The sequence below is a fragment of the Metabacillus sediminilitoris genome, from assembly GCF_009720625.1.
Lineage (GTDB): Bacteria > Bacillota > Bacilli > Bacillales > Bacillaceae > Metabacillus > Metabacillus sediminilitoris.
This window is the reverse complement of sequence record NZ_CP046266.1, coordinates 1,456,841-1,483,051: the sequence shown is the minus strand read 5'-3', so window position 1 is coordinate 1,483,051 and position 26,211 is coordinate 1,456,841. Positions and strand designations below refer to the sequence as shown.

23 protein-coding genes and 1 pseudogene are annotated in these 26,211 nt (G+C 34.5%); 8 read left to right on the top strand and 16 right to left on the bottom strand.

Features of this window, described 5'->3' with window-relative positions:
• Nucleotides 1–15: 15 nt before the first annotated feature.
• From GMB29_RS07210 to GMB29_RS07200, 3 genes are all read right to left on the bottom strand, one after another.
• Nucleotides 16–864: a carbohydrate ABC transporter permease gene (locus tag GMB29_RS07210; RefSeq protein ID WP_136358978.1), complete on the bottom strand. Its 849-nt coding sequence runs from the start codon at nucleotides 862–864 to the stop codon at nucleotides 16–18.
• Nucleotides 865–867: 3 nt separating this feature from the next.
• Nucleotides 868–1,770 (bottom strand): carbohydrate ABC transporter permease, encoded by a 903-nt coding sequence (locus tag GMB29_RS07205; protein WP_227551712.1) that lies wholly within the window; start codon nucleotides 1,768–1,770, stop codon nucleotides 868–870.
• 186 nt (nucleotides 1,771–1,956) lie between these two features.
• The gene (locus GMB29_RS07200) at nucleotides 1,957–3,264 is read right to left on the bottom strand and encodes an ABC transporter substrate-binding protein (protein ID WP_136358982.1); all 1,308 of its coding nucleotides are present in this window, start codon (nucleotides 3,262–3,264) and stop codon (nucleotides 1,957–1,959) included.
• A 336-nt stretch (nucleotides 3,265–3,600) separates the two neighbouring features.
• On the opposite strand from GMB29_RS07200, the gene GMB29_RS07195 reads away from it, so the two are divergent.
• The 3 genes from GMB29_RS07195 (at nucleotide 3,601) to GMB29_RS07185 (ending at nucleotide 5,508) form a co-directional block, all read left to right on the top strand.
• Nucleotides 3,601–4,509, top strand: a complete 909-nt coding sequence (locus GMB29_RS07195; protein WP_136358984.1) for an ArsR/SmtB family transcription factor — start codon at nucleotides 3,601–3,603, stop codon at nucleotides 4,507–4,509.
• A gap of 292 nt (nucleotides 4,510–4,801) precedes the next feature.
• Nucleotides 4,802–4,987 (top strand): hypothetical protein, encoded by a 186-nt coding sequence (locus GMB29_RS07190; protein WP_136358986.1) that lies wholly within the window; start codon nucleotides 4,802–4,804, stop codon nucleotides 4,985–4,987.
• Nucleotides 4,988–5,328: 341 nt separating this feature from the next.
• A complete protein-coding gene (locus GMB29_RS07185; protein ID WP_136358988.1) occupies nucleotides 5,329–5,508 on the top strand; it encodes a hypothetical protein in 180 nt (59 codons plus the stop codon).
• Nucleotides 5,509–5,888: 380 nt separating this feature from the next.
• Here GMB29_RS07185 and GMB29_RS07180 read toward each other — a convergent pair whose 3' ends face one another.
• The 5 genes from GMB29_RS07180 to GMB29_RS07160 all read right to left on the bottom strand — a co-directional run bounded on the left by GMB29_RS07180 (nucleotide 5,889) and on the right by GMB29_RS07160 (nucleotide 10,390).
• Nucleotides 5,889–7,319, bottom strand: coding sequence for a sensor histidine kinase (locus GMB29_RS07180; RefSeq protein ID WP_136358990.1), 1,431 nt, complete (start codon nucleotides 7,317–7,319; stop codon nucleotides 5,889–5,891).
• Between the two features lie 7 nt (nucleotides 7,320–7,326).
• On the bottom strand, nucleotides 7,327–8,535 hold the full coding sequence (locus GMB29_RS07175) for a beta-ketoacyl synthase N-terminal-like domain-containing protein (RefSeq protein ID WP_227551567.1): 1,209 nt from the start codon (nucleotides 8,533–8,535) through the stop codon (nucleotides 7,327–7,329).
• 83 nt (nucleotides 8,536–8,618) lie between these two features.
• Nucleotides 8,619–8,864, bottom strand: a complete 246-nt coding sequence (locus tag GMB29_RS07170) for an aspartyl-phosphate phosphatase Spo0E family protein (RefSeq protein ID WP_136358992.1) — start codon at nucleotides 8,862–8,864, stop codon at nucleotides 8,619–8,621.
• Nucleotides 8,865–9,211: 347 nt separating this feature from the next.
• On the bottom strand, nucleotides 9,212–9,448 hold the full coding sequence (locus GMB29_RS07165; protein ID WP_136358994.1) for a CZB domain-containing protein: 237 nt from the start codon (nucleotides 9,446–9,448) through the stop codon (nucleotides 9,212–9,214).
• A 42-nt stretch (nucleotides 9,449–9,490) separates the two neighbouring features.
• Nucleotides 9,491–10,390, bottom strand: a complete 900-nt coding sequence (locus tag GMB29_RS07160) for a methyl-accepting chemotaxis protein (RefSeq protein WP_136358996.1) — start codon at nucleotides 10,388–10,390, stop codon at nucleotides 9,491–9,493.
• Between the two features lie 403 nt (nucleotides 10,391–10,793).
• On the opposite strand from GMB29_RS07160, the gene GMB29_RS07155 reads away from it, so the two are divergent.
• Nucleotides 10,794–11,003, top strand: a complete 210-nt coding sequence (locus tag GMB29_RS07155; protein WP_136359229.1) for a hypothetical protein — start codon at nucleotides 10,794–10,796, stop codon at nucleotides 11,001–11,003.
• Between the two features lie 179 nt (nucleotides 11,004–11,182).
• On the opposite strand, the gene GMB29_RS07150 is transcribed toward GMB29_RS07155, so the two are convergent.
• On the bottom strand, nucleotides 11,183–11,410 hold the full coding sequence (locus tag GMB29_RS07150) for a hypothetical protein (RefSeq protein ID WP_155443848.1): 228 nt from the start codon (nucleotides 11,408–11,410) through the stop codon (nucleotides 11,183–11,185).
• Nucleotides 11,411–11,683: 273 nt separating this feature from the next.
• Entirely contained in the window at nucleotides 11,684–12,661 is a 978-nt protein-coding gene (locus tag GMB29_RS07145) for a ring-cleaving dioxygenase (protein WP_136359225.1), read from the bottom strand.
• 269 nt (nucleotides 12,662–12,930) lie between these two features.
• Here GMB29_RS07145 and GMB29_RS26920 point away from each other — a divergent pair, with 269 nt between their 5' ends.
• Nucleotides 12,931–13,098 carry an SE1832 family protein gene (locus GMB29_RS26920; RefSeq protein WP_168733995.1) on the top strand — a complete coding sequence of 56 codons (168 nt, stop codon included), beginning with the start codon at nucleotides 12,931–12,933 and terminating at the stop codon, nucleotides 13,096–13,098.
• Nucleotides 13,099–13,178: 80 nt separating this feature from the next.
• Here the strand turns inward: GMB29_RS26920 and GMB29_RS07140 are convergent, their stop codons facing one another.
• On the bottom strand, nucleotides 13,179–20,018 hold the full coding sequence (locus GMB29_RS07140; protein ID WP_136359223.1) for a 5'-nucleotidase C-terminal domain-containing protein: 6,840 nt from the start codon (nucleotides 20,016–20,018) through the stop codon (nucleotides 13,179–13,181).
• 402 nt (nucleotides 20,019–20,420) lie between these two features.
• Here GMB29_RS07140 and GMB29_RS07135 point away from each other — a divergent pair, with 402 nt between their 5' ends.
• Nucleotides 20,421–20,987 carry a helix-turn-helix domain-containing protein gene (locus GMB29_RS07135; protein WP_136359324.1) on the top strand — a complete coding sequence of 189 codons (567 nt, stop codon included), beginning with the start codon at nucleotides 20,421–20,423 and terminating at the stop codon, nucleotides 20,985–20,987.
• A complete protein-coding gene (locus GMB29_RS07130; RefSeq protein WP_155443847.1) occupies nucleotides 20,888–21,811 on the top strand; it encodes an IS3 family transposase in 924 nt (307 codons plus the stop codon). The genes GMB29_RS07135 and GMB29_RS07130 overlap by 100 nt, the downstream gene beginning before the upstream one ends.
• Nucleotides 21,812–21,862: 51 nt before the next feature.
• Here GMB29_RS07130 and GMB29_RS07125 read toward each other — a convergent pair whose 3' ends face one another.
• Nucleotides 21,863–22,966 carry a 5-methyltetrahydropteroyltriglutamate--homocysteine S-methyltransferase gene (locus GMB29_RS07125; RefSeq protein ID WP_227551564.1) on the bottom strand — a complete coding sequence of 368 codons (1,104 nt, stop codon included), beginning with the start codon at nucleotides 22,964–22,966 and terminating at the stop codon, nucleotides 21,863–21,865.
• Nucleotides 22,967–23,254: 288 nt separating this feature from the next.
• Here GMB29_RS07125 and GMB29_RS07120 point away from each other — a divergent pair.
• Nucleotides 23,255–23,411, top strand: a pseudogene (locus GMB29_RS07120) (HD domain-containing protein); the annotation flags it as partial.
• A 64-nt stretch (nucleotides 23,412–23,475) separates the two neighbouring features.
• On the opposite strand, the gene GMB29_RS07115 reads toward GMB29_RS07120, so the two are convergent.
• From GMB29_RS07115 to GMB29_RS07100, 4 genes are read right to left on the bottom strand one after another with little or no spacing between them, the layout of a single operon-like run.
• On the bottom strand, nucleotides 23,476–24,324 hold the full coding sequence (locus GMB29_RS07115; protein ID WP_136355651.1) for an energy-coupling factor ABC transporter ATP-binding protein: 849 nt from the start codon (nucleotides 24,322–24,324) through the stop codon (nucleotides 23,476–23,478).
• A gap of 34 nt (nucleotides 24,325–24,358) precedes the next feature.
• Nucleotides 24,359–25,135, bottom strand: a complete 777-nt coding sequence (cbiQ, locus tag GMB29_RS07110; RefSeq protein WP_136355650.1) for a cobalt ECF transporter T component CbiQ — start codon at nucleotides 25,133–25,135, stop codon at nucleotides 24,359–24,361.
• 14 nt (nucleotides 25,136–25,149) lie between these two features.
• Nucleotides 25,150–25,428: an energy-coupling factor ABC transporter substrate-binding protein gene (locus GMB29_RS07105; RefSeq protein ID WP_136355648.1), complete on the bottom strand. Its 279-nt coding sequence runs from the start codon at nucleotides 25,426–25,428 to the stop codon at nucleotides 25,150–25,152.
• Nucleotides 25,429–26,184, bottom strand: a complete 756-nt coding sequence (locus GMB29_RS07100; RefSeq protein WP_136355646.1) for an energy-coupling factor ABC transporter permease — start codon at nucleotides 26,182–26,184, stop codon at nucleotides 25,429–25,431. It lies immediately after the preceding gene.
• Nucleotides 26,185–26,211 lie beyond the last annotated feature (27 nt).

Genomic DNA, 26,211 nt, shown 5'->3' with positions numbered 1-26,211 from the left:
CAGCAGATTAATCGTTTAACCTTTAACCCCTCCAGCAGTCATACCTTCAATAAAGTAGCGTTGGAAGAAAATAAATACGATTAAAATTGGAATAATCGCCAATACAGATCCTGCAATTAACACATCATAGTTGTTGCCATAAGGTGTTAAAAGAGTGGATAATCCAATCGGAAGTGTTAGTTTATCGCTAGATTTAAGGACGATTAAAGGCCATAAGAAATTATTCCAGCTTGCTAATGCTTGTAAGATTGCCATAGAAGAAAATGCAGGTGCCATAAGCGGCATCATAACCTTAAAGAAAATACCTAATTCTGTTGAGCCGTCAACTCTAGCTGCATCCAATAGATCCCTTGGCAAGCCAGCTGCATATTGCCTGAAGAAAAAGATTGGGATTGGTGCAACGATGAATGGCAGAAATGCTCCTATCAAAGTATCCATCAAGCCCAAATTCATTGTAAGTTTATATAATGGAAGCATGATGATTTCAACAGGCACCATCATCACAACTAGAACCATTCCAAAAATTAAATTTTTAAATTTGAAATCGTAAACTGCTAAACCATATCCAACCATACATGATAATAGAAGACAAAGAATGGTAGAAATGATTGTGATTAAAATACTGTTCTTATACCAGATAAAATATTCCGATGCCCCCGAAAAGATAAACGCGTAATTATCAAAAGACAAAACTTCAGGCTGCAAACTCAAGTTTAAACCAAATCTTAAAATCTCTTTTGACGGTTTGAAGGAAGCTAGTGTTATAGCAACTAAAGGAAAAAGGGCAAAAATTGAGATCACTATAAACAAGATGAGAAGGATAACCGTGGAAATCTTCCATCTTTTTCGCTGCTTTGTTTGCATCAATTATTCCTCCTTCTTAAACATCCCGGATAATGATAACTGAACAAGCGTAATTACAAATGTAAGGACTAGTAAGGTAATTCCAACAGCAGATCCAAATCCTAAATTATTTTGTTCAATTCCATTTCTGTATAAATAACCTACAATTGTTAGTCCCATATCATTTGGTGAATTATTATTTCCATAAAGCATGTAGCTTTCTGCAAACATCGAATAACCGCCATAAATACTAATCGTAAACACATAGATCGTAATTGGTTTTAATAATGGGACTGTTACATTGGTAAATTTCTTCCATGTCGATGCCCCATCAACATCAGCCGCTTCATATAATTCCCGCGGAATATTTTGCAAGCCAGCTAAAAAGTAGAGAAGATTAATCCCCATCCACTTCCAGGTAGCAAGTATAACTAGTGCAAACATGCTAAGCCCTGCATTATTAAGCCAAGCTTTAGGTTCAAATCCAAATATCCCAATGATAGAATTCAATAAAGCTCCTTCTTGACCGCCAAAAATGAGTCTGAAGATAATCCCAGCTACGACGACAGACGTTAATGCAGGGATGAAAATAATCGATCTAAAAAAGTTTTTAGCAACCATTATTTTTGAGTTTAAAAAAACAGCTAAAAGAAGCGGTATCGGGATAAGAACACATAGTGTAAGAGCTGTATAAACAGTACTGTTTTTCAGCGATTTTAAAAAGGTTGGATTCCATAAGTCCTTATAATTTTCAAGGCCAATGAATGTAACTTGACCCGGAAGCACTTCTTGAAAACTCATAACAACAGTTGAAAATACAGGATAAGCAAAGAAAATTGCAAACGATAAGAGAAAGGGTAAAACAAAGAAATATGGTGCAATTTTTTGGGAATAAAGAAGATTTGAAAGTTTCTTCTTCCTCTCCATCTCAATAACTTGATTATTTTGAATATTCAAATTATCATTCGCCATCAGAATCTCCCCTCTAGTAATCGAGTTGACTCATTTTGATCTAACACCCTCACCCTAAATATATAATGGTCTTGCATGATGTAATCTATATACTTAGGGTGAGGGGTCTGACCATTCCCTGAGTCAGCCCCTTAAAATTGATTATTTTAACTGCTCGGACGCTTCCTTCAATACTTTCTCAGGATCTTCTCCATCAACTAGAGTACGGAATAATACTTGAGTGTTCAAAATATCTGTCACTTTTGGTGTATTTTCATTAATATTTACACCTTCAATTTCATCTTTTACTTCTATTAAAGTATCGAAAATATCTGTGCCGAAATACTCTGTGAATTTATTTTCTTCTTTTAATTCAGGCATATCCCATACCTCAGTACGCGGAGGATCGAAACCAAGCTGTTTCCACAATTGAATATTTCCTTCTTTTGAAAGTTTTGCAAAAGCAATGAATTCTTTCGCTAAATCTGGGTTTTCACTTTGTGTCGTAACTGCAGTACCTGTTCCACCCATACCAGCTGAACGCGGTCCCCCTTCTTCCCAAGCTGGCATTGGTTTGATCACAATTTTATTTTTAAGATCTGGCATATAATCTGTAAATCTTCCCATATACCACATCGGCATCCAAACTGATGCAGCACCGCCATTATTCATAAAGCCGTAATATTCTTCAGAGTGATGATTGTTACCAGGAGTCGTAACAGCAATACCTTCTTCAATTAAATTTTGTTGATATTTCAGGATTTCTAAAATTTTCGGATCATCAAGATTTGGATCACCTTTCGCGTCAATTAAATCATCTGAACCTTCTAATTGTGCAACTTGTGGCCATAGTGACCAATGATCAGCAGTTTCTAATGTTGTCATTGGCACACCTGTTTTTTCTAAAACAACTTTACCTGCCTTTGCATAATCATCCCAAGTTTTAATGTCATCTGGATTAACTCCAGCTTTATCTAAAATTTCTTTGTTGTAGTAAATAACCGATGCACCTACGTGAAAATCAATTCCGTAGTAGTTACCATCTTTCGCATAAATATCGAGTCTTGATTGAACGATATTTTCTTTTTCTGGTTCTACTACATCATTTAAAGGTAATAGCTGCGGCTGGCCTTTTAAATAGTTCGGAAACTTTGTTACTTCAATATCTGCAATATCTGGAGCACCTTTGCCTGATTGAATAGCAACTAATAGCTTATTGTGCATGTCATCATAAGGGTATACATTGGCTGTTAAATTAATTTGTTTATCAGGATTTTCTTTATTCCATTCTTTAACCATAAAATCATAGTACTTGCCATGCAATTCATTAAAAGTCCAAAGCTCTAATTTTGTTCCTTTACCTCCACTTTCTTTATCACCATCAGTTGAAGCCTTGTTGCCAGAACAAGCTGCTAAAAACATTGAGAAAACGAGAATAATAGAAATTAAAACAAACAGATGCTTCTTCATTTTTTTCCCCCTTCATTAATATGAACTTGATATATGCTTGATCCTATTAGGATTAAAGCCAACCTTATTTGTGTTTTTATGTAAATTCTTTGTTTTAGATAATGCTAAATCATTTTATAAACCTATAATAATTGCGAATATTTTTAATGTCAATAGAAAAATGAATGCGTTTTCATTTTTTTGCGAATAACCAATATATATCGAGTTTTTAATTACGTTAGCCTAATATCGAGAGAAAATTATTAATTTTACATCTTTCTAAAACAAATTCCTTCTAAAATTCTTTTTTTTATTTTATACTTACCTAAAATAGTAAAATGTAGGGTGGGATTTTCATTGATTCATATAAAGGACTTACGATCAGGATTGAATTTATTTAAAGCTTTAGGTTCTGAAACGAGGATCGAAATCCTTCATCTCCTAACACAGTTTGATAGTTTAAATTTAAATGATATAGCTGAAAAATTAAATTTAACAAACGGTGCCGTTACAACGCACATAAAAAAACTAGAAGAAAATGGATTAATCGATATTACAACAACAGTAGGAAAGCACGGAATTCAAAAAATGTGCTATCTAAATGAAGATGCACTTACAGTTGAATTGCGAAGCAAAGAACCGGAGCATTCATACGAATATGAAATAAGAGTTGGTCATTATTGTGATTATCGCGTAGAACCTACATGCGGGTTAGCAACCAAAGACAGTATTATTGGTGAGTTTGATGATCCGCGTTACTTTGCAGATCCCGAACATATTAATGCAGATATTGTTTGGCTAACAAAAGGTTTTCTAGAATACAGAATCCCTAACTATTTAAAAAAAACCGAGGAATTTAAAGAGCTGCAATTTATTTTCGAGTTAAGTTCGGAAGCACCTGGTTATAACAACGACTGGCCTTCAGATATTTACTTTTATATTAATAACATCGAATTAGGTTACTGGACTTCACCTGGTGACTTTGGGGATATAAGAGGAAAAAACAGCCCAGACTGGTGGCCGGGACACCTTAACCAATACGGACTAGCCAAATTACTGCGGATTAATAACGACGGAACGTTTATCGATGGCTGCCGTATATCTGACATAACGATTTCAGATATTAATCTCAATAAAAAATCTGGGATTAAATTTAAACTTGCCGTATCAGATGAAAACGGTGGCGGTCTAACACTATATGGAAAAAACTTTGGGAATTTTAATCACGATATTATTGCTAGAGTTTTGTACGACATAAAAAAATAAGTGATTGATCCCCTTTAAACTAATCGAGTAGATCCCAAGTGTTGGCATTGACATTACATCTACTACCTAAAGGGGATTGGTACATATGCACAACCGTTTCGACATTATTTTCTCCATAGAATTTTCATTCCCTTCCTATTTCTCCAACCAACTTTTCGTTAAACCTTTCAAGATAAAGAATAGAAAATTTCACTAAATTAAGATAAATTGTGATTAAGGAAAATATTATATAATGATCACAATCATTTCTTAGATTACAGCATAGCTATTATTATATAAAGGAGAGAACGTGATGGAAATAGCAATTATTTTAGTGTTTATTATCGGAATATTAGCCCTTGGCAGTACCATTTTTTTAGGAGGCAAAGGTGACAAAAATTACGATCAAGCAACAAAGGGCAATATATTTCGTCTCTCTTGGATTTATATTATTCTTGGAATTGCTGTCGTTATTGCCTTTGCGGTTTATCTTTTTTAATTTTAAGTTCTCCCAAATTGCTGTTTAAATAATTTGTGGAGAGCTTTTTATTTAGGCTGTTTTCGTAAACTTTGTTGCTATTTCCCAAGTAGTGCGGTGTGGTTGATTGCAGCGAGAAGATGCTCACTTCAATCAACCTTATATAGTTTCGTTATAAAAGCAATAATCCCTTAGAAAAGAGCCTTTTTAAAAAAAATCAATAATTTCACTATTTACCTTAATTGTGAAAACGCATTCACAAACTGTCCACATTTTTTGAAGAAAACGCATACATATTTGAATCATCTTATTATATAATTGAAAAAACAAATAAAATTTTATTATACAAGGAGAATGTCGAGATGAAACAATTTGTATTTTTAATTGATACTGGAGTTGAAAAAAGTGAGCACAAAATTTATGCATCTGGCATGACAGACGCATTAAATCGTATGAAAGAACAAATAAATCGTTTAAAGAAAACGAATGCCTCAAACTTAAAAATTAAATTTAAAGGTGTTATATATGAAAACGCTTACTGATAGCTGTTTGAATGTGAAATCCTATTACTTCGGGATTTAACAAAAATGTTGAATTATATTCTCTCGATCATTTTGTTGGATCCACTTTATTTGGATTAACATTCATTGCGACTCCTTTAAAGATTCATATATATTCATGAGAATATTTACACATTTTCATATAACTTTACTATGTGCATTGAGGAAAATTATCTTATACTACAGGCGTGAATTCACAAAAGGAATTCGCGTCTTAATTTTTGTTATAGAATTTACGATGCTTACTAATGCCGCCTATTTAAAAGACTATTTTTTTTATGTACTTCCAGTTTTTTATACATATCTAAAAAAACCAAAATCCTTAAAATAAGGGTTTTGGTTTTCAGTCATTTTAGATTTATTTAAAAGTCACTAAATGAATACTGTGGCAATAGGATTTGTATGTGTGTTCCATTTGGATTACTATCAACAACTTTAATATCTCCACGGTGTTCAAAAATAATTTTTTTTACGAATGGTAAACCAAGACCTAGGCCTTCCTCTTTATTCGAAGTAAATGGATCAAAAATCGATTCCCAATTTTCGATTGGAATTCCTTTTCCCGTATCAATGACATTAATGATGATTTTGTCCATATCGATGTTTGTTGTGATTTTTATGGTTCTTAATGTACGTTCATTAGGCATAGCTTCCGTACTATTCTTAATTAAGTTAACAAAGACTTGCTTAATATATGTTTCATTAATATAGGCTTTTAATGTTTTATATTTTCTCTCAAATGAAACTCCTACTGCATTTCCTTTTGTAATTTCTGCTGATAATTCGATAGATTGTTCTACGATTTCATTTAGGTCAGCCATTCTATAGTCAATGGATTCATGTTTGATAAACTTCGTATAATTATATGTTAAATTATCAATTTGCCGTGCAGCTTTATGGATCATATCAACCATTTTTTTACCCTGCTGCGGTATTGAAGGTAGTTCACTAAATAATTTTGAATACCCCATTATGATAACAAGTGAATTTTTAACCTCATGGACTAAGCTTGCAGTTAAATTTCCTGTATAGTCCAGTTTTTTCTGACGCTCTATTAAGCGATTATAATTAACGACCATCGCTGTGTTCATTTTTAGAAAAGCAAAGATAATAATAACTGAAAAAATGATTACTCCTAAACTGCTGTATAACGCTCCTGTTCCAGGAATAAAGTTAAGTAATCCTGATACAAAAAGTAAAAAAGAACAAAAAGAAAATGTCGCTAAAAAATCTTTTAAATATTTATTCTGTAGATTTCTCGAAATAATATAGGAAAAACCTAAAAACATAATAAAACTACTTGTGTGATAAGAGTACAGTGACTTAAGAGGGCCATATTCTGGGAAATAAAAATATGTATTCGAATTTATAATTTGTATTTCTTGTAAACCACGAATGCCCAAATCAGTCATATTGACGATATAAACAAAAAGACTCCATATACTTAGTAATATTAATACTTTCCGATTGAATATTATGATCAGAAAGCGATAAAATAAATTGTTTTTAAGATTAGTAGAATGCTTTTTTATCGCTGCATATGATAAATAAAAAACTAAAGGGATCATAAATGTCGGACCAGCTCTAAAAATCTTAAAAAGCCATAAAATAAGTTCTTCCGAAAAAGTCCCTTTCAAATATAAAACGGCAATATCTAATTGCCAACAACTAATTGAAAGCATATATAGAAGTAAAGGAACAGCCAGTTCAGAACCTCTATAAATCTTCACTACAGAAATCGCTAATACGATAGGAATAATTCCAATAATAGCGATTAAAAATGCTATGATCAACTTTATGTCACCTACTATGTTGGTATCTTTTTATATATGCACAAGCATTATTGCCGCCATGACCATGATTTGTTATGGCTACTTCATTTACCTCTTGAAACAACGTTTCTGTTACAATATTCATCGCTTCAAAGCCTTGTTTTTTTGTACGGATCGTTGGAGGAATGAATCCATGTTTTATACTAATCAAAGATGAAATAACTTGCAATACTCCGATTGCTCCATATGGATTCCCAATCATACCTTTAATGGAAGTATATGGTACATGATGATTAAATAATTCGTTTGAACAACGTTCCTCTATTCTATCATTCACTTGTATGCCCAATGCCTGACTATTAATAAAATCCGGCTTTCTTTCTCTAATGACTTCTTTTAAAGCACGGACCATTTGATCTCCCGATTCATCAATAGAATAAATAGAAACCCCATCATTATTTGAGACGACATTCTCTATTTCACCTAATATAGTAGCATTTCTATTTAATGCTGTTTCTTCTCTCTCTAAAATGATCATGCCAGAACCTTCTGAAATAGCAAATCCTTTACTATTTTGATTAAATGGTGCTGCACCGTCATCTAAGCCTTGATTCATTGCGATTGACTTTGTTTTTGCAAAACCATATGTAGCCATTTTGTTTACAAGACTATCTGTACCGCCGACAATAGCCACATCAATCATACCACTCTTTAAATAAACCATGGCATCCTGAATCGCTTCTAAACTTGACGTGCATCCAGTTGAGATTGTTTTCGTCATTCCTTTAATCCCTAAATCGTAAGTTATTGCAGCAGTAATACTATGATAATTAGAGTAATGTGAAAAAGTAATCGGGATATTTCTATAATGTTCTTGATTTACATGAATAATAGACTCCTGGAATACCTTTTCACCTATTGCACCTACTGAAATCCCCATAAAAAGACCTGTTTTTTCATGTGACAGATTAAGCAAACCAGCTTGATTTAATGCTTCCCTTCCAGCAGCCATTCCGAGCAGTGAAGCCCTCGGTAATCGTTTATACTTTTTATCAAACTCAAATTCTTCTAAACCTTCATCGATATACCCAATAATTGTTTTCTCACCATCGGGTGAAAGATTTGTTACAGCTTTTAAACAACAAACCCCATCTTTTAAATTATGCATGAATTGTTGAACACTATTTGTTTTCGGGACTTTTACCCCATAACCAGTTACAACTATTTTATCTTCCAATTCTACCACCCTAATCTCTTAAGCTGTTTCTGATGAATTATATACTAATTATATAGAAGGTTGTATTTTGTCACAGTAAATTTTTATTGAGAAAAATTTATATATGTATCTAATGAATGATTTTTTTTAACTTCTTCGTTGTTAAGACCATTCCCCATGGAGTTGTTACCATCCATGACCATTAATTTTTGATAAATGATGAGCTTTTGATCTAACTCTTGACTTACTTTCAAAACCTCTCCATTTGAATAAATACTAGTGTCTTTCCCTATTATGTATAAATACTCCCGTAAGGACTGTATTTCTTTTATTAATTGAAGCTGATTCATGGTAACCTCCAAATTAACACTATTAACCATTAGATTATACCATCAACAAATTAATTTTTACTGTTTCTTACATTTATTTTTTCGCGATTTTCTTTCATTCGACATTGAGATCATATCCATCAGAAAATAAAGGAGACCAAGAGAAAATCTCATGGCCTAAATTCATCAATAGCTATTTCATTGTTATTGATGAAATTTTTATTATTATCATTAAGATTAATATTTTCTCAACTAAGAGAAAAATTCTACAAATTTACTCTATTTTCATTTCTTTTAGTCCAATCAATAACGCCTCTGTAGCAACATCTAATTCTCTTAAATAATTGTCTATATTACTTCTATTTCCACTATTCACTAGACGGATGACTTCTTTCGAAAGTGTATGAACCTTTTTTATGTGGTTCATATACTTTCGCTATTAGTTCATGAGAAGGATTCGAACGTTTTATCTCTTCTAAGTATTTACCGAGTGTACAAGATGTATGTTCCCCAATACTATGTTCATCCAATTTTACAAAGCCACATACTACATTATAGGCTTTCCACTTCCATAATAAATGTTCAGCAGCTACTGGGATTAACATTTGATTCCCCTTAAAATCTTTAAAATATGGAAGTGCTTTATTTCATAGTTTTTCCGCTAAAGTACTAATTGTATAAATTCCTTGACCTGTTTTCATACAAACTTCTCTTAACGCTAGTGTCTGATAGTTGATTTCACTTATTCTTGCTGTTACTTCTTCTGTTGTTGCAGATTGTTGCTCCACATTCGCAGATATACTTTCGAATACAGAACCAATACCTTCCAATGAATCATCCATCTGATCCATGGAAACGACTGCTTGATTAATATGTTCCTTTCCTTTCGTAAACACATGGACAGCTTCAGTAATCGATTCTTCAGAAACACCTTCTCTAAGCTTCCTTACCATATCTCGAATAAAGTTCGCGGAATCTTTTGTGTTTTCTGCCAGTTTCTTTATTTCCTTAGCTACAACTGCAAAACCCCTGCCTGCTTCTCCGGATCTGGCTGCTTCAATACTAGCATTTAATGATAATAGATTCGTCTGCTCTGCCACTTCGTTAATTATATTAACAACTGTATCAATCTCTTTAGTGCCATCAACAACCTTCTGCATTTTATCCTGAACGATCTTAATCTCATCAAATGACTTATTTATATATTTAAACGCTTCATTTATCGTCTCAATAGACCCTGTCGATATAGATACCGCTTCATTTGTTGTGTTTAAAGAAGTTTGTACATATGTGGCTATTTCTTCAATTGTATCGCTCATCTCTTCACTGCTAGCAGCCACTTCTTCTACTGAGCTTTGCAAAATAATGCTATCTACCATATCTTTCACATAATCCATATGTGTAACAAATTCAATTAATTCACTATTCAAGAGAAACTGTTCTCTTACTTGAGTATTCTTTAATTCTAAAACTTTATTAATCATTTTTTCCAGTTCAGTATTTCCTGGTAAATATGCATTACCAGATATTCCATAGTTTTCATTCATTGATAAACTTTTTCTAATTCATCAATTAATTGCTTTGTATAAGCTTCCTCATTATTTTCTGCCTTTTTCTTCGTTAATATCCCCATTGCATTGCGATGAATAAATGTAATTGCATTAATAGAGCGTTTTCATTTTAAGTAATAAGCTTCATTTTTATCCTAGCATTGTAATCACTTACAAAATTGATCAAAATAACAGCAAAAGTATTAGTTTGGTTAATAAACAAATTAATCTTAAGTAGTAGAATAGCACCACAATTCCTATCAGTCAATCATTTCTTTTAATGGTTATTTATGTATTAATATAAAAAATGGCTATAAGACCAATTTTTTCTTTTTACACTTCATCTAAATGGTCATATAATAAGGAAACGAATGATAACTAATCTGAGGAGTGTGGGACAGTGGCCAAAACAAAAGCAAAAAAAATGCGCGAAAAGCAGGTCCGCGAAGGAAAAATGGATGTCACAATCAGACGTGGAAGCTGGGGAGAACTCAATCCGTGTAGCCGTCAAACGAAATCAAAAAAAGAAGTATTAAAACGCATGGATAAAAAACACCGAAAGAACCATTCTCTAACTAGCTATGATGAGAATGGTTCTTTTACGTTTTAAGGATATGATCACGTGAATACTTCGATTTTTAAACCCAATAAAGCTGATAACAGTGAGGACAAGTGCAATGACTGTTAAAGTGGAAACCTACGTAAAATCCATTAACTCCAAGGGAAGCTTCGGAAAATGCCCAAATGGTGATAGTTTACCGACCCGCTCAGGAAATTGAAATAATCCACCTATATATTGACTACGAATGAAAAAGTTAAATAAATCCATGTCAAACCAGTTTGTTTTGGTGCAAGACTGACAAGCTGTACAGCTAAACTGATCATTACCCACATTGCCGGCAAATAATCGAAATGTACCAAAATCAATCTCCCATTTAAAACAGACGACCGGACAGATCCTAGACCGATTGCAACAAGTAACGACATCATAAATCTGGCCGCAATAGATACAATCAAATAACTTCCTATTACTTGCATGAGTGATACGACACGACGTTTAAAAATTCAGTACGATTCTTTTTCTCTTCACCTCTAAGCTTGAACATGACCATTAAAGGCGGAATCTCCTCGATTTTTCCTATAATTGAAGAAATTACGAAGATTTTATTTTATGTGATATCGGAAATAGGGATGACGAATAGGAACGATTATATAATACACAATTAAGCGCAATCCATAAAATGGTTGCGCTTAATGATGTACAATACTATTTATATTTCTTTCTAGCGATTATTCTTTGACAAATTCTTTTGTACTTCTAACCGTATCAATCGGACGTACTAATTTTTCAATGACTTCACGTTTTGGTTCTAAAAACGGAGGTAAAGATAATTTTTCACCAAGTGTTTCATATGGTTCATCTCCCATAAATCCTGGTCCATCTGTTGCAAATTCAAATAAAATTTGCGGTGCTACTCTAGCATATAAAGATTCGAAAAAGTGGCGATTCACATAGCCAGAAGTCTGGAATCCAAAGCTTTCTATACGTTTTGTCCATTCATCCAACACATCTCTGTCCTCCACACGGAATGCTGTATGATGGACTGTACCGAAGCCTTGACGCGCTTGAGGTAAAATCGTATTATATTCGACAACTACTTGAGCACCATTACCACCTTCACCAACTTCAAATAAATGAAATGAACCCTCTTTCGCAATTTCTTTAAATAACAATACCTTTTCCATCATTTCTTTAAAATAATCAAATTCTGCAATACGAATAAAAATTGGTCCTAGTCCAGTGATTGCATATTCTAATGGAATAGGCCCGTTTTGCCAAGGTTTCCCTGATGCAACACCCTCATTGTTTTCATCAGATATTAATTGATACTGCTGATCATCAAAATCAACAAAAGAAAGTGTTTTTTTACCAAATTGTTCTTTAATACCTGTATGGTTGACTTCTAATCGATCAAATCGTTTTTCCCAATATTCGATAGCTGCATCACTTGGTACACGGAAGGAAGTTTTAAAAATCTCGTTTGTTCCATGTACTCCTTTCGGAATGCCTGGAAAGTCAAAGAAAGTCATATCTGTACCTGCACTTCCTGTGTCATCCGCAAAAAACAAGTGATATGTTTGTATATCGTCCTGGTTAACAGTCTTTTTCACTAAGCGCATACCTAAAACATATGTGAAAAATTCATAGTTCTTTTCTGCACTACTTGTGATCGCTGTAACGTGGTGAATTCCTTTTAAATGGTTCATTTATCCTTCCTCCATTCGAGTATCTATTAATAAAATGTGTTGATTTCAATGTCAAATATACTCTTTTTTGTACGATTTTAATAAAATATCTCTGATTAAGATATTTTGAATTCAAACTAAATTTACCACAAGTATTTTAACCTGTCAATTTGTTAAGAAAGTCATAGCTTTATGAAAAATCAGTATGCAAATGAAAAATAGTGCCTTTTTAGGTGATGATTTGCTAAACTATGATGAGACAACTTTTCTAAATAGAAAGGGGAATTCCAATGGATGCGAGAGAAATTCACGTAAAAATAGACGACTTAAAAATGGAATATATCAAAGTTCAAGGGGATATTGAAAAACTGGAATCAACAGGACATTCAATTGAAAAATTAGATGCAAAGCTAGCAGAAATTGAAAATGAATTAATGCGATACCGTGCTATGCTCTAATATACCTTTGTATTTCTATTTAAATTTTAAATAGTGCCAGGGATTCCCTGACACTATTTTTTATTACTTCATATCAATTATTAATTTTCTTGCAGGATGCTTTTTCCTTTTCTTTGTCGAGAAACAATAAGAGCTACTGCTCCTCCTGCAACAATAACGATTAATCCAATTAATACTAGGTTATACGATGCTGTAGCAGTATTTGGCAGCTTATATCCTGCTTCTGGTGCTGAAAATGTTTCAATCGTATCTTCTGAAGTAATTTCAAACACTGCATAAGAACTAAAGTGGTCAGTAGTTGCTGTTACACGACCATCGTTATACGTACCGCCAATGACTTCCCATTTTTTTGTTTCTTCATTGTAATAATATACTTTTACATTTTTACTATTTTTAACATTTCCCTTTACAACGAATTCCATCGTCATTTCTTGGTCAAATTGATGATATTCAACCTCGTTAGACGTAATTGTAAAATCATATACTCCACTTAGGGCATTATGAATATCCTTTATACGCTCAATTTGAATTGTTGCGTTACCATCAGGTAAATTCGCTGATGGTATTGATAGTTTCATATCTTTGTTTACTACCTGCAATACTAACTCTTTTTCTTTCGCAGTCGCAATCTGCTCGCTTGTAAGATTTAGTTCAAATTCATGTGCATTTCCAACATTTATAACCAACGTTCCATTATTTTTAATGGATTGCAGATCATTTGTGTTAATCAATGCTTTTCCAGCTTTAACTTTAACTTTGATTTCTTTTTTGATTACTTCTTGATCATTATTGCTGTTATTGCCGTTATTGCCGTTGTTTCCGTTGTTTCCGTTGTTGCCATTGTTTCCGTTATTGCCATTGTTTCCGTTATTTCCGTTATTTCCGTTATTTCCGTTATTGTTATCATCTGGATTTTCTATAGGTGTTGGTGCTGAGACAATGCGACCTTCTATTTTAGGTACAATTGTTCCGCGTTTTTTAATGTATTCCATTACTGCTTCATCAAGCGCTGCGAAATCACCTGTAATTGGATATTCAGCTAGAGAAGTGTACTCATCTCCACCCGCTGCTAAGAAATCATTTGTCGCTAATGTATATGTTGCTTCCATATCCATTGGTTCACCGTTGATTTCCATGGAATGTACTCGTTCACCAGCTGGTTTCGATGGATCGATCGCAAATGTGAACCCAGCAATATGTGGGAATGCCCCTTTTGCTTCTGGGTATGAGCTAACTCCATTTTCTAATGAAGCTTTTATTGCTGATCCCTTAACTTCTTGCGTTTGAATGAAATTACCGAATGGCAGCACTGTGATTACTTCACCCTTGGTAATAACACCCTCGTTAATTGACGCACGAATACCGCCGCCATTTGTGATCGCAATTTCTGCACCAGTTGTTTCTAACATTGCGTCTGTGATCAGGTTCCCTAAATTTGTTTCACCTGTACGAACTTGCTCACGTTCTCCATCTAAATGTACTTTTGTTTCTCCTATTTCTTCAGCTAAAATAACATTTTGTTGTGTTTTAATGTCCGCGATTAATGCTTCAATTTCTGGATCAGGTACTACTTCAGCTGTTTCTTCTGTTCTGATTAATGCTGCATCACGACTAATTAGCTCATCATTTTCATCAAATGTTAATTCTACATTACCTAGATTTTCTAAATATTCACCAGTACTTACAATTAATGTACCGTTCATTTCAATCTCATCTTCTGTATGACTATGACCATCGATAATTAAATCGATTCCTGGAACACCTTCGGCTACATCAAAACTTGTATCTATACTTGATGCATCAGTTCCTAAATGTGACAATGCGATAATGGCATCAACATCTTTTGCTTCTAGCTCTTCAACCATTTCCTCTGCAGCTTCTACAGGGTTTGTGAATGTTAAGCCTTCTACGTTTTTAGGATGTGTTTTGTAATGTGTTTCTGGAGTTGATAATCCGAACATACCTATTTCTAATCCATCTACTTCAACAATTGTGTAAGGATCAAATACTAGTTCTCCAGTTTCTTCATTAATAATGTTTGCACTTAGTATTGGGAAATCTGCGATTTCTTCTAATTCAAAAATACGTTCGTAACCATAATTAAAGTCATGGTTTCCGAGTGTCATCGCATTATAGCCAATTTTATTCATGATTTGGACGATACTGCTACCTTCTTCTAATGTTGCAAATGTTGTGCCATGGAATGTATCTCCCATATCTAAAACTAAAGAATGTTCATTTTCAGCTTTGAATTGTTTCACTAATGTTGCTAATTTAGCATAGCCAATTCCACCATTTGAAGTGTCATAACGAGCATGTACATCATTTGTGTGTAAGATGTCGATTGTTTTTGTTTTTGGTTCTTCAGGTGTAGCGGCTGTAACAATACGACCTTCTACTTTTGGTTCTATAGTACTGCGTTTTTTAATGAATTCCATAACAGCTTCATCAAGTGCTGCAAAATCACCAGTTACTGGATATTCAGCTAGAGAAGTATACTCATCTCCACCTGCTGCTAAGAAATCATTTGTCGCCAATGTATAAGTTGCTTCCATATCCATTGGTTCACCATTGATTTCCATTGAATGAACGCGTTCACCAGCCGGTTTAGATGGATCGATCGCAAATGTAAATCCAGCAATATGCGGGAATGCACCTTTTGCTTCAGGGTATGCACTAACTCCGTTTTCTAATGCTGCTTTTATGGCTGATCCTTTTACTTCTTGCGTTTGGATGAAGTTACCGAATGGTAGAACAGTGATCACTTCACCTTTTGTAATTGTACCTTCATTAATTGAAGCACGAATTCCGCCGCCATTTGTGATTGCTATTTCTGCACCTGTTGTCTCTAACATTGCATCTGTGATCAAGTTCCCTAGATTTGTTTCACCTGTACGAACTTGTGCACGTTCTCCATCAAGATGTACTTTTGTTTCTCCAATTTCTTCAGCTAAAATCTCATTCTGCTGTGTTTTAATATCAGCGATTAATGCTTCAATTTCTGGATCTGGTACGACTTCAACTGTTTCTTCTGCCGGGATTAATGTTGCCTTACGACTAATTAATTCATCATCTTCATCAAATGTTAATTCTACATTACCTAGATTTTCCAAGTATTCTCCAGTACTTACAATTAATGTACCGTTCATTTCAACCTCATCTTCAGTATGACTATGACCGTCGATGATTAAATCGATTCCATGTACACCTTCAGCTACATCGAAACTTGTATCTTCACTTGATGCATCTGTTCCTAAATGTGACAATGCAATAATCGCATCAACATCTTGTGCTTCTAACTCTTCAACCATTTCTTGTGCCGCTTCAACAGGGTCTGTGAATTTTAGGCCTTCTACATTTTTAGGATGTGTTTTGTAATAGGTTTCTGGAGTTGATAAACCGAACATCCCTATTTTTAATCCATCTACTTCTACAACTGTATACGGATCATAAACTAATTCACCAGTTTCTTCATTGATGATGTTTGCGCTTAGTACTGGAAAATCTGCTATTTCTTCCAATTCAAAAATACGTTCGTAACCATAGTTAAAGTCATGGTTTCCGAGTGTCATCGCATTATAGCCAATTTTGTTCATGATTTGGACAATACTGCTACCTTCTTCTAACGTAGCAAATGTTGTGCCATGGAAAGTGTCTCCCATATCTAATACTAAAGAGTGCTCATTTTTAGCTTTAAATTGCTTCACTAATGTTGCAAGTTTAGCATAGCCTATCCCACCACTTGAAGTATCATAGCGAGCATGTACATCATTTGTGTGTAAGATGTCGATCGTTTTTGTTTCAGGAACTTTCGTTACATCAACCTGGATTAGAACTGGATCATGGTCACTTGCTCTTCCGTGCTGTTCCATGAATGCAGAGTTGATATTTACTATATCTACTTCTGTTGATGTAGCAAGACGATTATTTACTAAAATATGATCAAGTGTTTGTGAATTTCCTCGATAGTTGTATGTCCAGCGCTCTTCTTCTGGTAATTGATCAACCATATTAACAAGCTCAGAACCTTTTAGTGCTTCAAGAGGTTTAGAAAATTCGAAATCATTCATATCGCCAAGAACGATAATATTAGCATCGTTGTTATCAGCAAGGATGTTTTTAACAAATTTATTGATTTCTGTTGCTAATTTAATTCGTTCTGCTTCACTGCCTAAAACAGGTGGTTGTGATTGTCCAAATAATGGTGAATCACCTGTTTTTGAATTTAAATGATTGTTAATGACGATAACTTCTTCCCCATTAAATTCAAACTCAGCAGCTAATGATTTACGAGTGTCAGGGAACTGATCTGGTGCAATACGACCTGGATTTAATGTTAAACTGCCATTCTCGTAATCTACCGCTTCTGTTGCAGTACCCATGTCACCTTCTGCTAACGTGACACGGTCAGGATTGTAAATATAACCGACACGAATATTTCCACCCGGTGCTCCACCATCTTTTTTATCCTCTGGTGCGATGTCTGTAAATTCATAGCTTGGACCGCCAAGTTCTTTAATTTTATCAACTAATACTTTGTAAGTTTCATCTGCATTCGTTGTACCGCTATCTGTTTGACCATCATTATCTTGGACCTCAACTAGTCCAACAATATCAGGAGTCTTTAAATTCTCGATGATTGATTTTGCAATTTTTTCAACTTTTGCAGCATCTGTTTTTGCTGAAAAGTTCTCCATATTATAAGTTGCGACAGTAAGCTTTTCATCATCTTTTTCTATCGAAGTATTTGCAGGAGTTAAACCGCCATCTTTTAGGCTCGGTAAATTTTCCTTCGTATCACGATAAATTTTGTATGTTCCATAATCGTAGCTTAATACGCCTGCAATTGAACCATCAAATGAATCGCCTACTTTTGCGACGAAATTCTCGTCTGATTTCACATAAAGGATTTCAGGATTTGGATCATTTTTCGTTAGTTTATAGCCGCCAATTTGTGTTTTAAATTGTTCAGTACCATTATCAACAACTACGGCAACATCTCCGTATTCTTGCGGTCCAACAACAGTTGGGTTGTTTAACTGAACACGCATCCCTTCTATACTTTCATAAAAGTCAATCGCATCTTCTTTAGGATCAAATTCCCCAAAAGAATCATTATCGATAATCTGCGTTGGAATAACAAGACCATCTTTCCCAAGCGTAATCGGTTCAGGAAGCTCATTTCCATTTGAAACTACTTCTACACTTGTTGCATTAATTTCTGTAAAAGCTAAATCTGTAGATGCTTTTTCAGCATATCCATCTAAATAATATTCCTTTACTTTACCTGATACTTTAATTAAGTCGCCTATTTTTGCGCCATGATTTCTTTTATAAACAAGCAGACCCTCTGACGTTTTTGAATTATTATCTGGATTTGGTTCTTGAATATAAACATTTGATCCGTCAATATGCGTGACAATTCCGTCAATGTTCGCTACTGTTTTTTCTTTATATGGTGATGTATGGCTTTCACCTTGAATGTCGTGAATTTCTAATTTATCAAGATCTTTGCCGATTTCATATGTGAGTGTTGCCACATCGCTATTATTTAAGCCTTCTTTAACAGCGATCGCTTTTATTGTAACTTTTTCTAAAATTTCAATAGGTTGATCATAAACTGTTGAACCAGTTGTTGGTTCAGTACCATCAGTTGTATAATAGATTTTTGCATTTTCCGTTGACGTAGAAAGTTGAACCTTTGTTCCCAAGGCAACCATCCCAGCTTCTGGATTAGCTGTTATAGAGGCAACTTTACTGCTATCTTCCACAACATCAGCTGTATTTCTTGGTATAATTCTAAATGTGTTAAAAGCATATTCTACTACTCCAGTAATTTGGTCATAGTTTTTATCAACCTCTACTAAATCTGAGTCAATAATAAATGAACCTTTTTCATCAGCAGCAGTATGCTCGCCATAATTATTAACAGACTCAACTGTGAAATTTTTTACCGTTACAAGTTCCCCCTCAACTGCTTCTGCTAAATCAGTCGAAGCAATCACTTGAGGGGATGGAGCTCCAGCATTTTCAGCTACAATCGTTACTTTGTCAACTGTTGCTGTAATTTGTGCCATATCATAGTATTGTTCTGTTTTTCCTTCTGCTTTAACTTTATCTCCAATTTTTACTTTGTTTTCAAGCCCAGCTGCTCTTACAATAATTCCTGCTGTATCATCTTGTATGTAAACATTTGCTTGTCCGCCGGCAACGAAAATGGCTGTTACGATACCTTCTACCGCGACATCAACGTTTTCTGTATGACGAATTTCCTGGATAGATTTGACTACAATTTCTTCTGTAGGAGGTTCTTCAGTTGGTGGTTCCTCTGTTGCTTGACCATCCATTTTATGTGAACCAAGGTTTGTGAATGTGTCGATAGCTGATTGTTCCCAATCTGCTAGATTAAAAGTTTGAGTGCCTTTTGTAATAGAAGATTTTTTTACTAGTGTTAAATTTTCAAGTATTTTTTCTGTTGTACCTACTGTATGAATGACATCGATGGTCACATTATTTTTCTTTAAAACAACTGCATCATCACCGTTAAAATTAGTAACAGCACTTGTTTTATCTGCTTTAGATTTTACTGCATCTCCAGCTTGAGAGTTTCCTATAACATAAACATCGTTGTTTTCTAATGTACCTTCTAAACTTAAGCTCTGTCCTACAGTTGTTGAACTATTGGAATAAAGTTCTACAACATAGCCACTTAAGTCTACTGCACTACCAGTTCCATTATAAATCTCAATTGCCTTATTATTGCTAGATCCTTCAATATATTCTGAGAAGAATAAATCCTCTGCCTGTGATTCTACTGCTTTTACAACTGGACCAATTCCCGTCAAAACAGGTGTAACCATCAATAAAAAAGCTATAAAAAAGAATAAAGCTCTTTTAGCATGGTTAATTGAAACCTTCATTCTATTACCTCCCAATTTGTTTTCGATACAGGTACTATTTTACTAAGTTAATATTTAGTAAATGTTAATTTATTGTAAAATGTGGAATATTTACGTAATATTATGTATTTTTTTGTAATTTATTTTCACTTTACAGCAATACACTTTTACACTTCGAGAGGAATTTGAAGGATTTTACTAGGATATTATTGACATATTTTCAGGTAAAATTAATTTGTGGAGATGAGTCAATTGTCATAACAGGTGATCCTAATCGTTCCTTGCTACCCCAATAGGCTGTTCAAAATAAGGACTTACAAAAACATTGAAAACTAGAAATAATTCTTCTTGCAAAAAAAAGAGCAGAAAACTGTAATGCACCCCAAAAGTTAGAGTGAAATCTAACATTTGGGGTGTATTTTTATGACTAAATATAGTGAGCAATTTAAGTTAATGCTCGTAAAAGAGTATCTAGAAGGGAAATTAGGATATGACCTTTTGGCAAAGAAACATAATATAAAAAGCAGTTCTCCAATTAAGCGGTGGGTAAAAGTATACGAGAAATTTGGGATAGATGGGTTGATGAGGAAGAAGTATAAGGAAACATATCCTGTTCAATTCAAGCTGGATGTATTAAGCTTTATGAATAGTACAGGTTCTTCAGAGACGGAAACTGCCCTTCAATTTGGGTTAACAAATCCTCCAATAATAGCTTCATGGAAGAAAGCTTTTTTGGAAGGTGGCACTGAAGCCCTGGATAGAGCGAAAGGGAGACCGCCCATGTCTGATAAATCCAAGAACCAAAAAAGTAAAATTCCTGCAGAAGAAAAAGAAATGACGTACGAACAAAAATTGGAGAAAGAAAATGAACTTCTTCGCTTAGAGGTAGAATACTTAAAAAAGTTACAAGCTTTTCAGATGGATCCGGAAAGCTATCTAGAAAAGCACAAGCAGCGTTATCATTCGAACTCAAAGAAAAATTCCGATTAAAAGATGTTCTACAGATAGTTGATATTCCTGAATCTTCGTATCACTATCATATAAAGCGAATGAAGGAAGAGAATCCCGATCAAAATCTTGAAGAATGTATTCAATCCATATTCGAGGACCATGACGGCAATTACGGTTACCGACGTATTCATTTAGAATTGAAAAACCGTCAATTAAAAGTAAATCACAAAAAGGTTCAACGAATTATGAAGAAACTCGGACTCAAAGGAAATAAGTTTACACGAAAATCACGCAAGTATAGTTCTTACAAAGGGAATATTGGAACTGTCGCCAAGAACCTTATTAATCGCCGTTTTCGCACAAATGTATGCCATCAAAAAATAACAACAGATATCACAGAATTTAAGTGTTCTGATGGAAAACTTTTTTTTAATCCATTCATGGATATGTTCAATAGCGAAATTCTATCTTATGGGATAAGTAGTCACCCAACACTAGATTTAGTCCTAGAACCTCTAGAAGAAACACTAGAAATTGTGAAAAATTCAAAATACAGAACTACTATGCATTCTGATCAAGGCTGGCATTATCAACATAAAAAATGGGTGAAAAAACTCAAGGAAAATAAAGTTTTCCAGAGTATGTCACGAAAAGGAAATTGTTTAGATAATTCACCGATGGAGAACTTTTTTGGATTAATGAAACAAGAAATGTATTATGGAGAAGCACTATGCACATTTGAGGAATTAAAACAGAAAATTGAGAGATATATCAATTATTATAATAATAAGCGTATAAAACAAAAATTGGCAGGCATGAGTCCGGTTCAATACCGTATCCATACCAGCCAATTAGTTGCTTAATATAAAACTCTAACTTTCGGGGGTCTCTTCAAAACCCTGCTCTTTTTTTCATTAACTCCAAACATCTTGTGCAATCTTGATAACATGTCTCACTTTATCCCATTGCTGCTCTTCCGTTAAAAGATTTCCTTCTTCAGTTGATGAAAAACCGCATTGTGGACTTAAGCAAAGTTGATCTAAGCTAACATATTTACTTGCCTCTTTAATTCTTGCTTTAATTAAATCAGGATTCTCAAGGTCGCCAAATTTAGATGTAATTAAACCTAAAACGATTTGCAGATTACTTCTATTGATATGGCGTAATGGTTCAAATCCACCTGAACGTTCATCATCAAACTCAAGGAATAACCTATCTACATTTAATCCGCCAAAAATCACCTCAGATGCGTGATCATAGCCACCGCTTGAAGTATACGTTGATTTAAAATTACCGCGACAAATATGCATTGTAATGACCATATCTTCAGGCTTGTCCGCGATCGAATCATTAATCACTTTCGCATAGAGCTGTACCAATTCTTTAGGATCTTGTCCATTTTCTTTTAGTTTTTGTCTGCTTTCTTCAGAGAATAAAGATGCCCACGATGTATCGTCTAATTGTAAGTAACGGCAACCTTCATCATAAAATGCTTTAATCGCTTTTTGGTAGGCACAAATCAAATCATCCACTAATTCTTCTTGATTTGGATATACCTGCTTATCAACCTGTGCTCTAGCAATTAACATATTTGGACTCGGGATCGTAAATTTTGCCACATGATCACCAGCAATGGAATGTAGGAATTTGTAATCCTCTACAAATGGGTGCTTACCAAAATCAAGTTTTCCAGTCACTCTTACTCCATGTGCTCTCGTTTCTACCCCGTGAAATTTAAGCCCATTTTCCGTTTCATAAAATTCTGCTCCAATCAGGCCGCCAAGGAAATCGAAATGCCACCATGCCCGTCTTAATTCCCCATCTGTCACTGCTTGTAAACCTACTTCTTTCTGCTTCTCAACAAGACGAATAATTTCTTCATCTTCTATTGAACGCAGCTGTTCAGCCGTCAGTTCACCGTTTTGTTTTTGTAATCTCGCCTTTTTTAAACGTTCAGGCCTTAAAAAACTTCCAACATGGTCTGCTCTAAAAGGTGCTTTGATCATTGTTTTAGTCAAATCTTCCTTCTCCTTTTAAATGTAAAATTTTTCCACAATAAATAAAAAAATAATTATATCTATGTAAGATAGATTAATAGCGCACTCATATTACATGAGTTTGAATTCTCAAAATTTAAAGAATTTAGGTAATATTATCATCCTTTATATCCTTTTATTGCAAGTTATTTGTCTCGAATCTTATTATTTTATGATAATGATCAAGTAATAAAAAGGCGCTTTTCTAATCTTAGCACCTCATTTATGTTAGATAATCGTCTATTATCTTTTACCTATATTGGAGTCAAAGTGGACGTTGATAGTGCTGCAAAGGCAGGTTTTCTCCATGACATTTGCCATTATACTTGGTATAAAAATGGTAGATGGGACTTTGGATTTATATAAACAAAATGATATTCATTCTATCAAATGGGCTGAACAAGCTCATAAATTATTAATTCGTATTAAAACCCTGTCATGCTAAAAAGATAGGGCAGTCTTCACTTAAGAAGGAACTGACCTTATTAAGATTATTTGTTTAATAGATACTTATTGATGATTTTAAATAACTCTGTTTTAGATGCGGGATAATATGTTGCGCCAGAGAGAGCTGATGTTTTCACAAGTATATTATAGACCTCCACTACCCATGGTAGCTCTAAGTGATTATGCTTTATCATATCTTTTTGTTGAAAGACTTCCCACGGTGAACCTTTTGTAATCATTTCTCCATCATTCAAGACGATCACTTCGTCTGCCCATTCGTAAGCTAAATCAACATTATGTGTAGAAACAATAATGGTTCGGTCTTTATGGTGTATCTCGGCTAGTAAATCCATTATTTTTTTGGAGTAGTAAGGATCAAGTCCTGCTGTAGGTTCGTCTAAAACCATTAGCTCGGGATCCATAGCCAAAATCCCTGCAATAGAAACCCTCTTTTTTTGGCCAATACTGAGGAAATGAGGCGGTTTATCCCTTAAAGATTCTGTTTCAGTTCGTTTCATTACTTCTTCGACGGTTTGCTGTACACGTTCTGGAGATAAACCTAAATTTTTAGGGCCAAATCGAATATCTTCATATACACTTGAAGAAAATAGCTGAGAGTCAGGATTTTGAAACACAATCCCAACCTGTTGACGCAGCTTTCGTATTTCTTTTCTTGAATAAGACAGATTTTTTCCATGAAATAAAATCGTGCCTTTTGCAGGCTTAATGATTCCATTTAGAAGGAGAAAGAGTGTTGATTTTCCAGCTCCATTGTTTCCTATTAGAACGATTTTTTTCCCACGTTCAATTGAAAACGTAATATCCTTCAATGCGACTGTACCATCTGCATATTTATAGGTAACATCTTCGAAGGAAAAAATTGGTGTTTTCAAGGCTAATACCCCATTTCTATATTCAATATAGGAGTTAAGTTAGCAGGGTGATGGTAAAAAGTACTGCTAAAGAGAACAGAATACCTGTACAACGATATCTATTGTAAGATATCGTAATCTCAATATCGTATAATCCCTCGTCTCCCCCGCGACTTTCCATGGCAATCTGCAATTCTCTAGCAGACTGGATCGACTTGATAAAGAGACTAACAATGAGTTGTGCACATGATGTCATACATATTTGAAAATTCTGGTAACCTAGTCTGTTAGACTGTGCTAGATAGATTTCCTGCATTTTATTTATAAGTACAAAGATAAAACGGTATGTTAGCCCTACTAATTCAATAAAGAGAACAGGTAGTTTTATTTTTTGTAATACCCACATTAGTTGGTTTAGAGATGTTGTTAAAATAAGAAAGTATAAGCAGCTCACGCTTGCAAGTACGGTTGCCCCAAGATGGGAAACCTTTTTTACACTCGCTAAACTTATATAAAGTTGCCACGAAAGAATGTTCGTAGACCATAATGGTTCTACGTGCACCTCATTTAATGGAGTAATTGTAACGATAATGGCGATGATACTAGTAAAAAGAAAAATAGCTGGCAAAAGTAGTAGCTTTATATAGTGAGATACAGGGATTTTGGCAGCTATTACAATAGTGAAACTCATGACAACAAATGTAAGGGCAGCAATCATTAAATTTTTCGTGATAATGGTAAAAAGTAAAAAAGATAAAGCGAACGCAACCTTTTCAGCTGGATGTATATGTTTTAGTGCATTTGTATAGGCGTAATCATCAATTCTTATCATAGCGTCCCTCTATCTCAGTCTTTGGACTGATACTTTTTTCTTGCTCGACCAAAACCAATTACATATCCAATAAAAACGGCACCTATGGCAGCTTGTAAAGAGAATAAGAGACTTTCAATCTCACCACTCGGCGGCTCCCAAAAGGATGAAAACCAAGGTTCATAGTTAGGTGCTAGTTCTCCTATCATTCCCTTTGCCTGGCCATCTGCTCCGGCAAATTCAGCATTCCCTTGAAGAAACAAAGGAATAATCGCCAATAAAATAACGAATAAAAGTAAAAAAAGGTTTTTCATTTAACTAGCCTCCTTCATTGTAGGCAGGTGATGCAAATCTGGCATATTGTACTTTAATAGCAAGTTCATAACGATGACCGTTAATAAACCTTCACTGATTGCTAATGGTATTTGTGTTAGTCCAAAGATACCGGCAAACTTAGCAAAGGAAGCAAAAAAGCCTCCTACATCAGCAGGGAAAGCAAGTGCTAATTGAACAGAGGTAACGATGTATGTGCCTAAATCACCTAACATAGCAGCTAGAAAAACCGAAACAGCGAATGATACATTCAGTTTACGCCCTAAAATAAATATTCCATATGCAATGAATGGTCCGACAACTGCCATTGAAAAAGCATTTGCTCCTAATGTTGTCAACCCACCATGAGCTAACAACAACGATTGGAATAATAGGACGATTGTACCTAAAACACTCATCGCCGTTGGCCCAAACAAAATAGCTCCTAAACCAACACCTGTTGGATGGGAAGAGCTTCCTGTTACCGAAGGAAGCTTTAAGGCGGATAAGACGAACGCAAATGCTCCAGAAAGACCAAGCATTGTTTTTAATTCAGGATGTTCCTTTACTCTCTTTTGAATAGTTCTCATCCCAATGATCAAAAAAGGAATGGTCATAACCCACCAAAAAACGACCCACCAAAAGGGTAAAAACCCCTCCATAATATGCATAGCATAGGCTTCTTCATAGGAATTCGCCCAGAAATAAACTGTTAAACCTAATACCACGACTAGTGCCCAGTTTAACTTTATTTTCATTGTCCAAAACCTCCAATAAAATCTAGC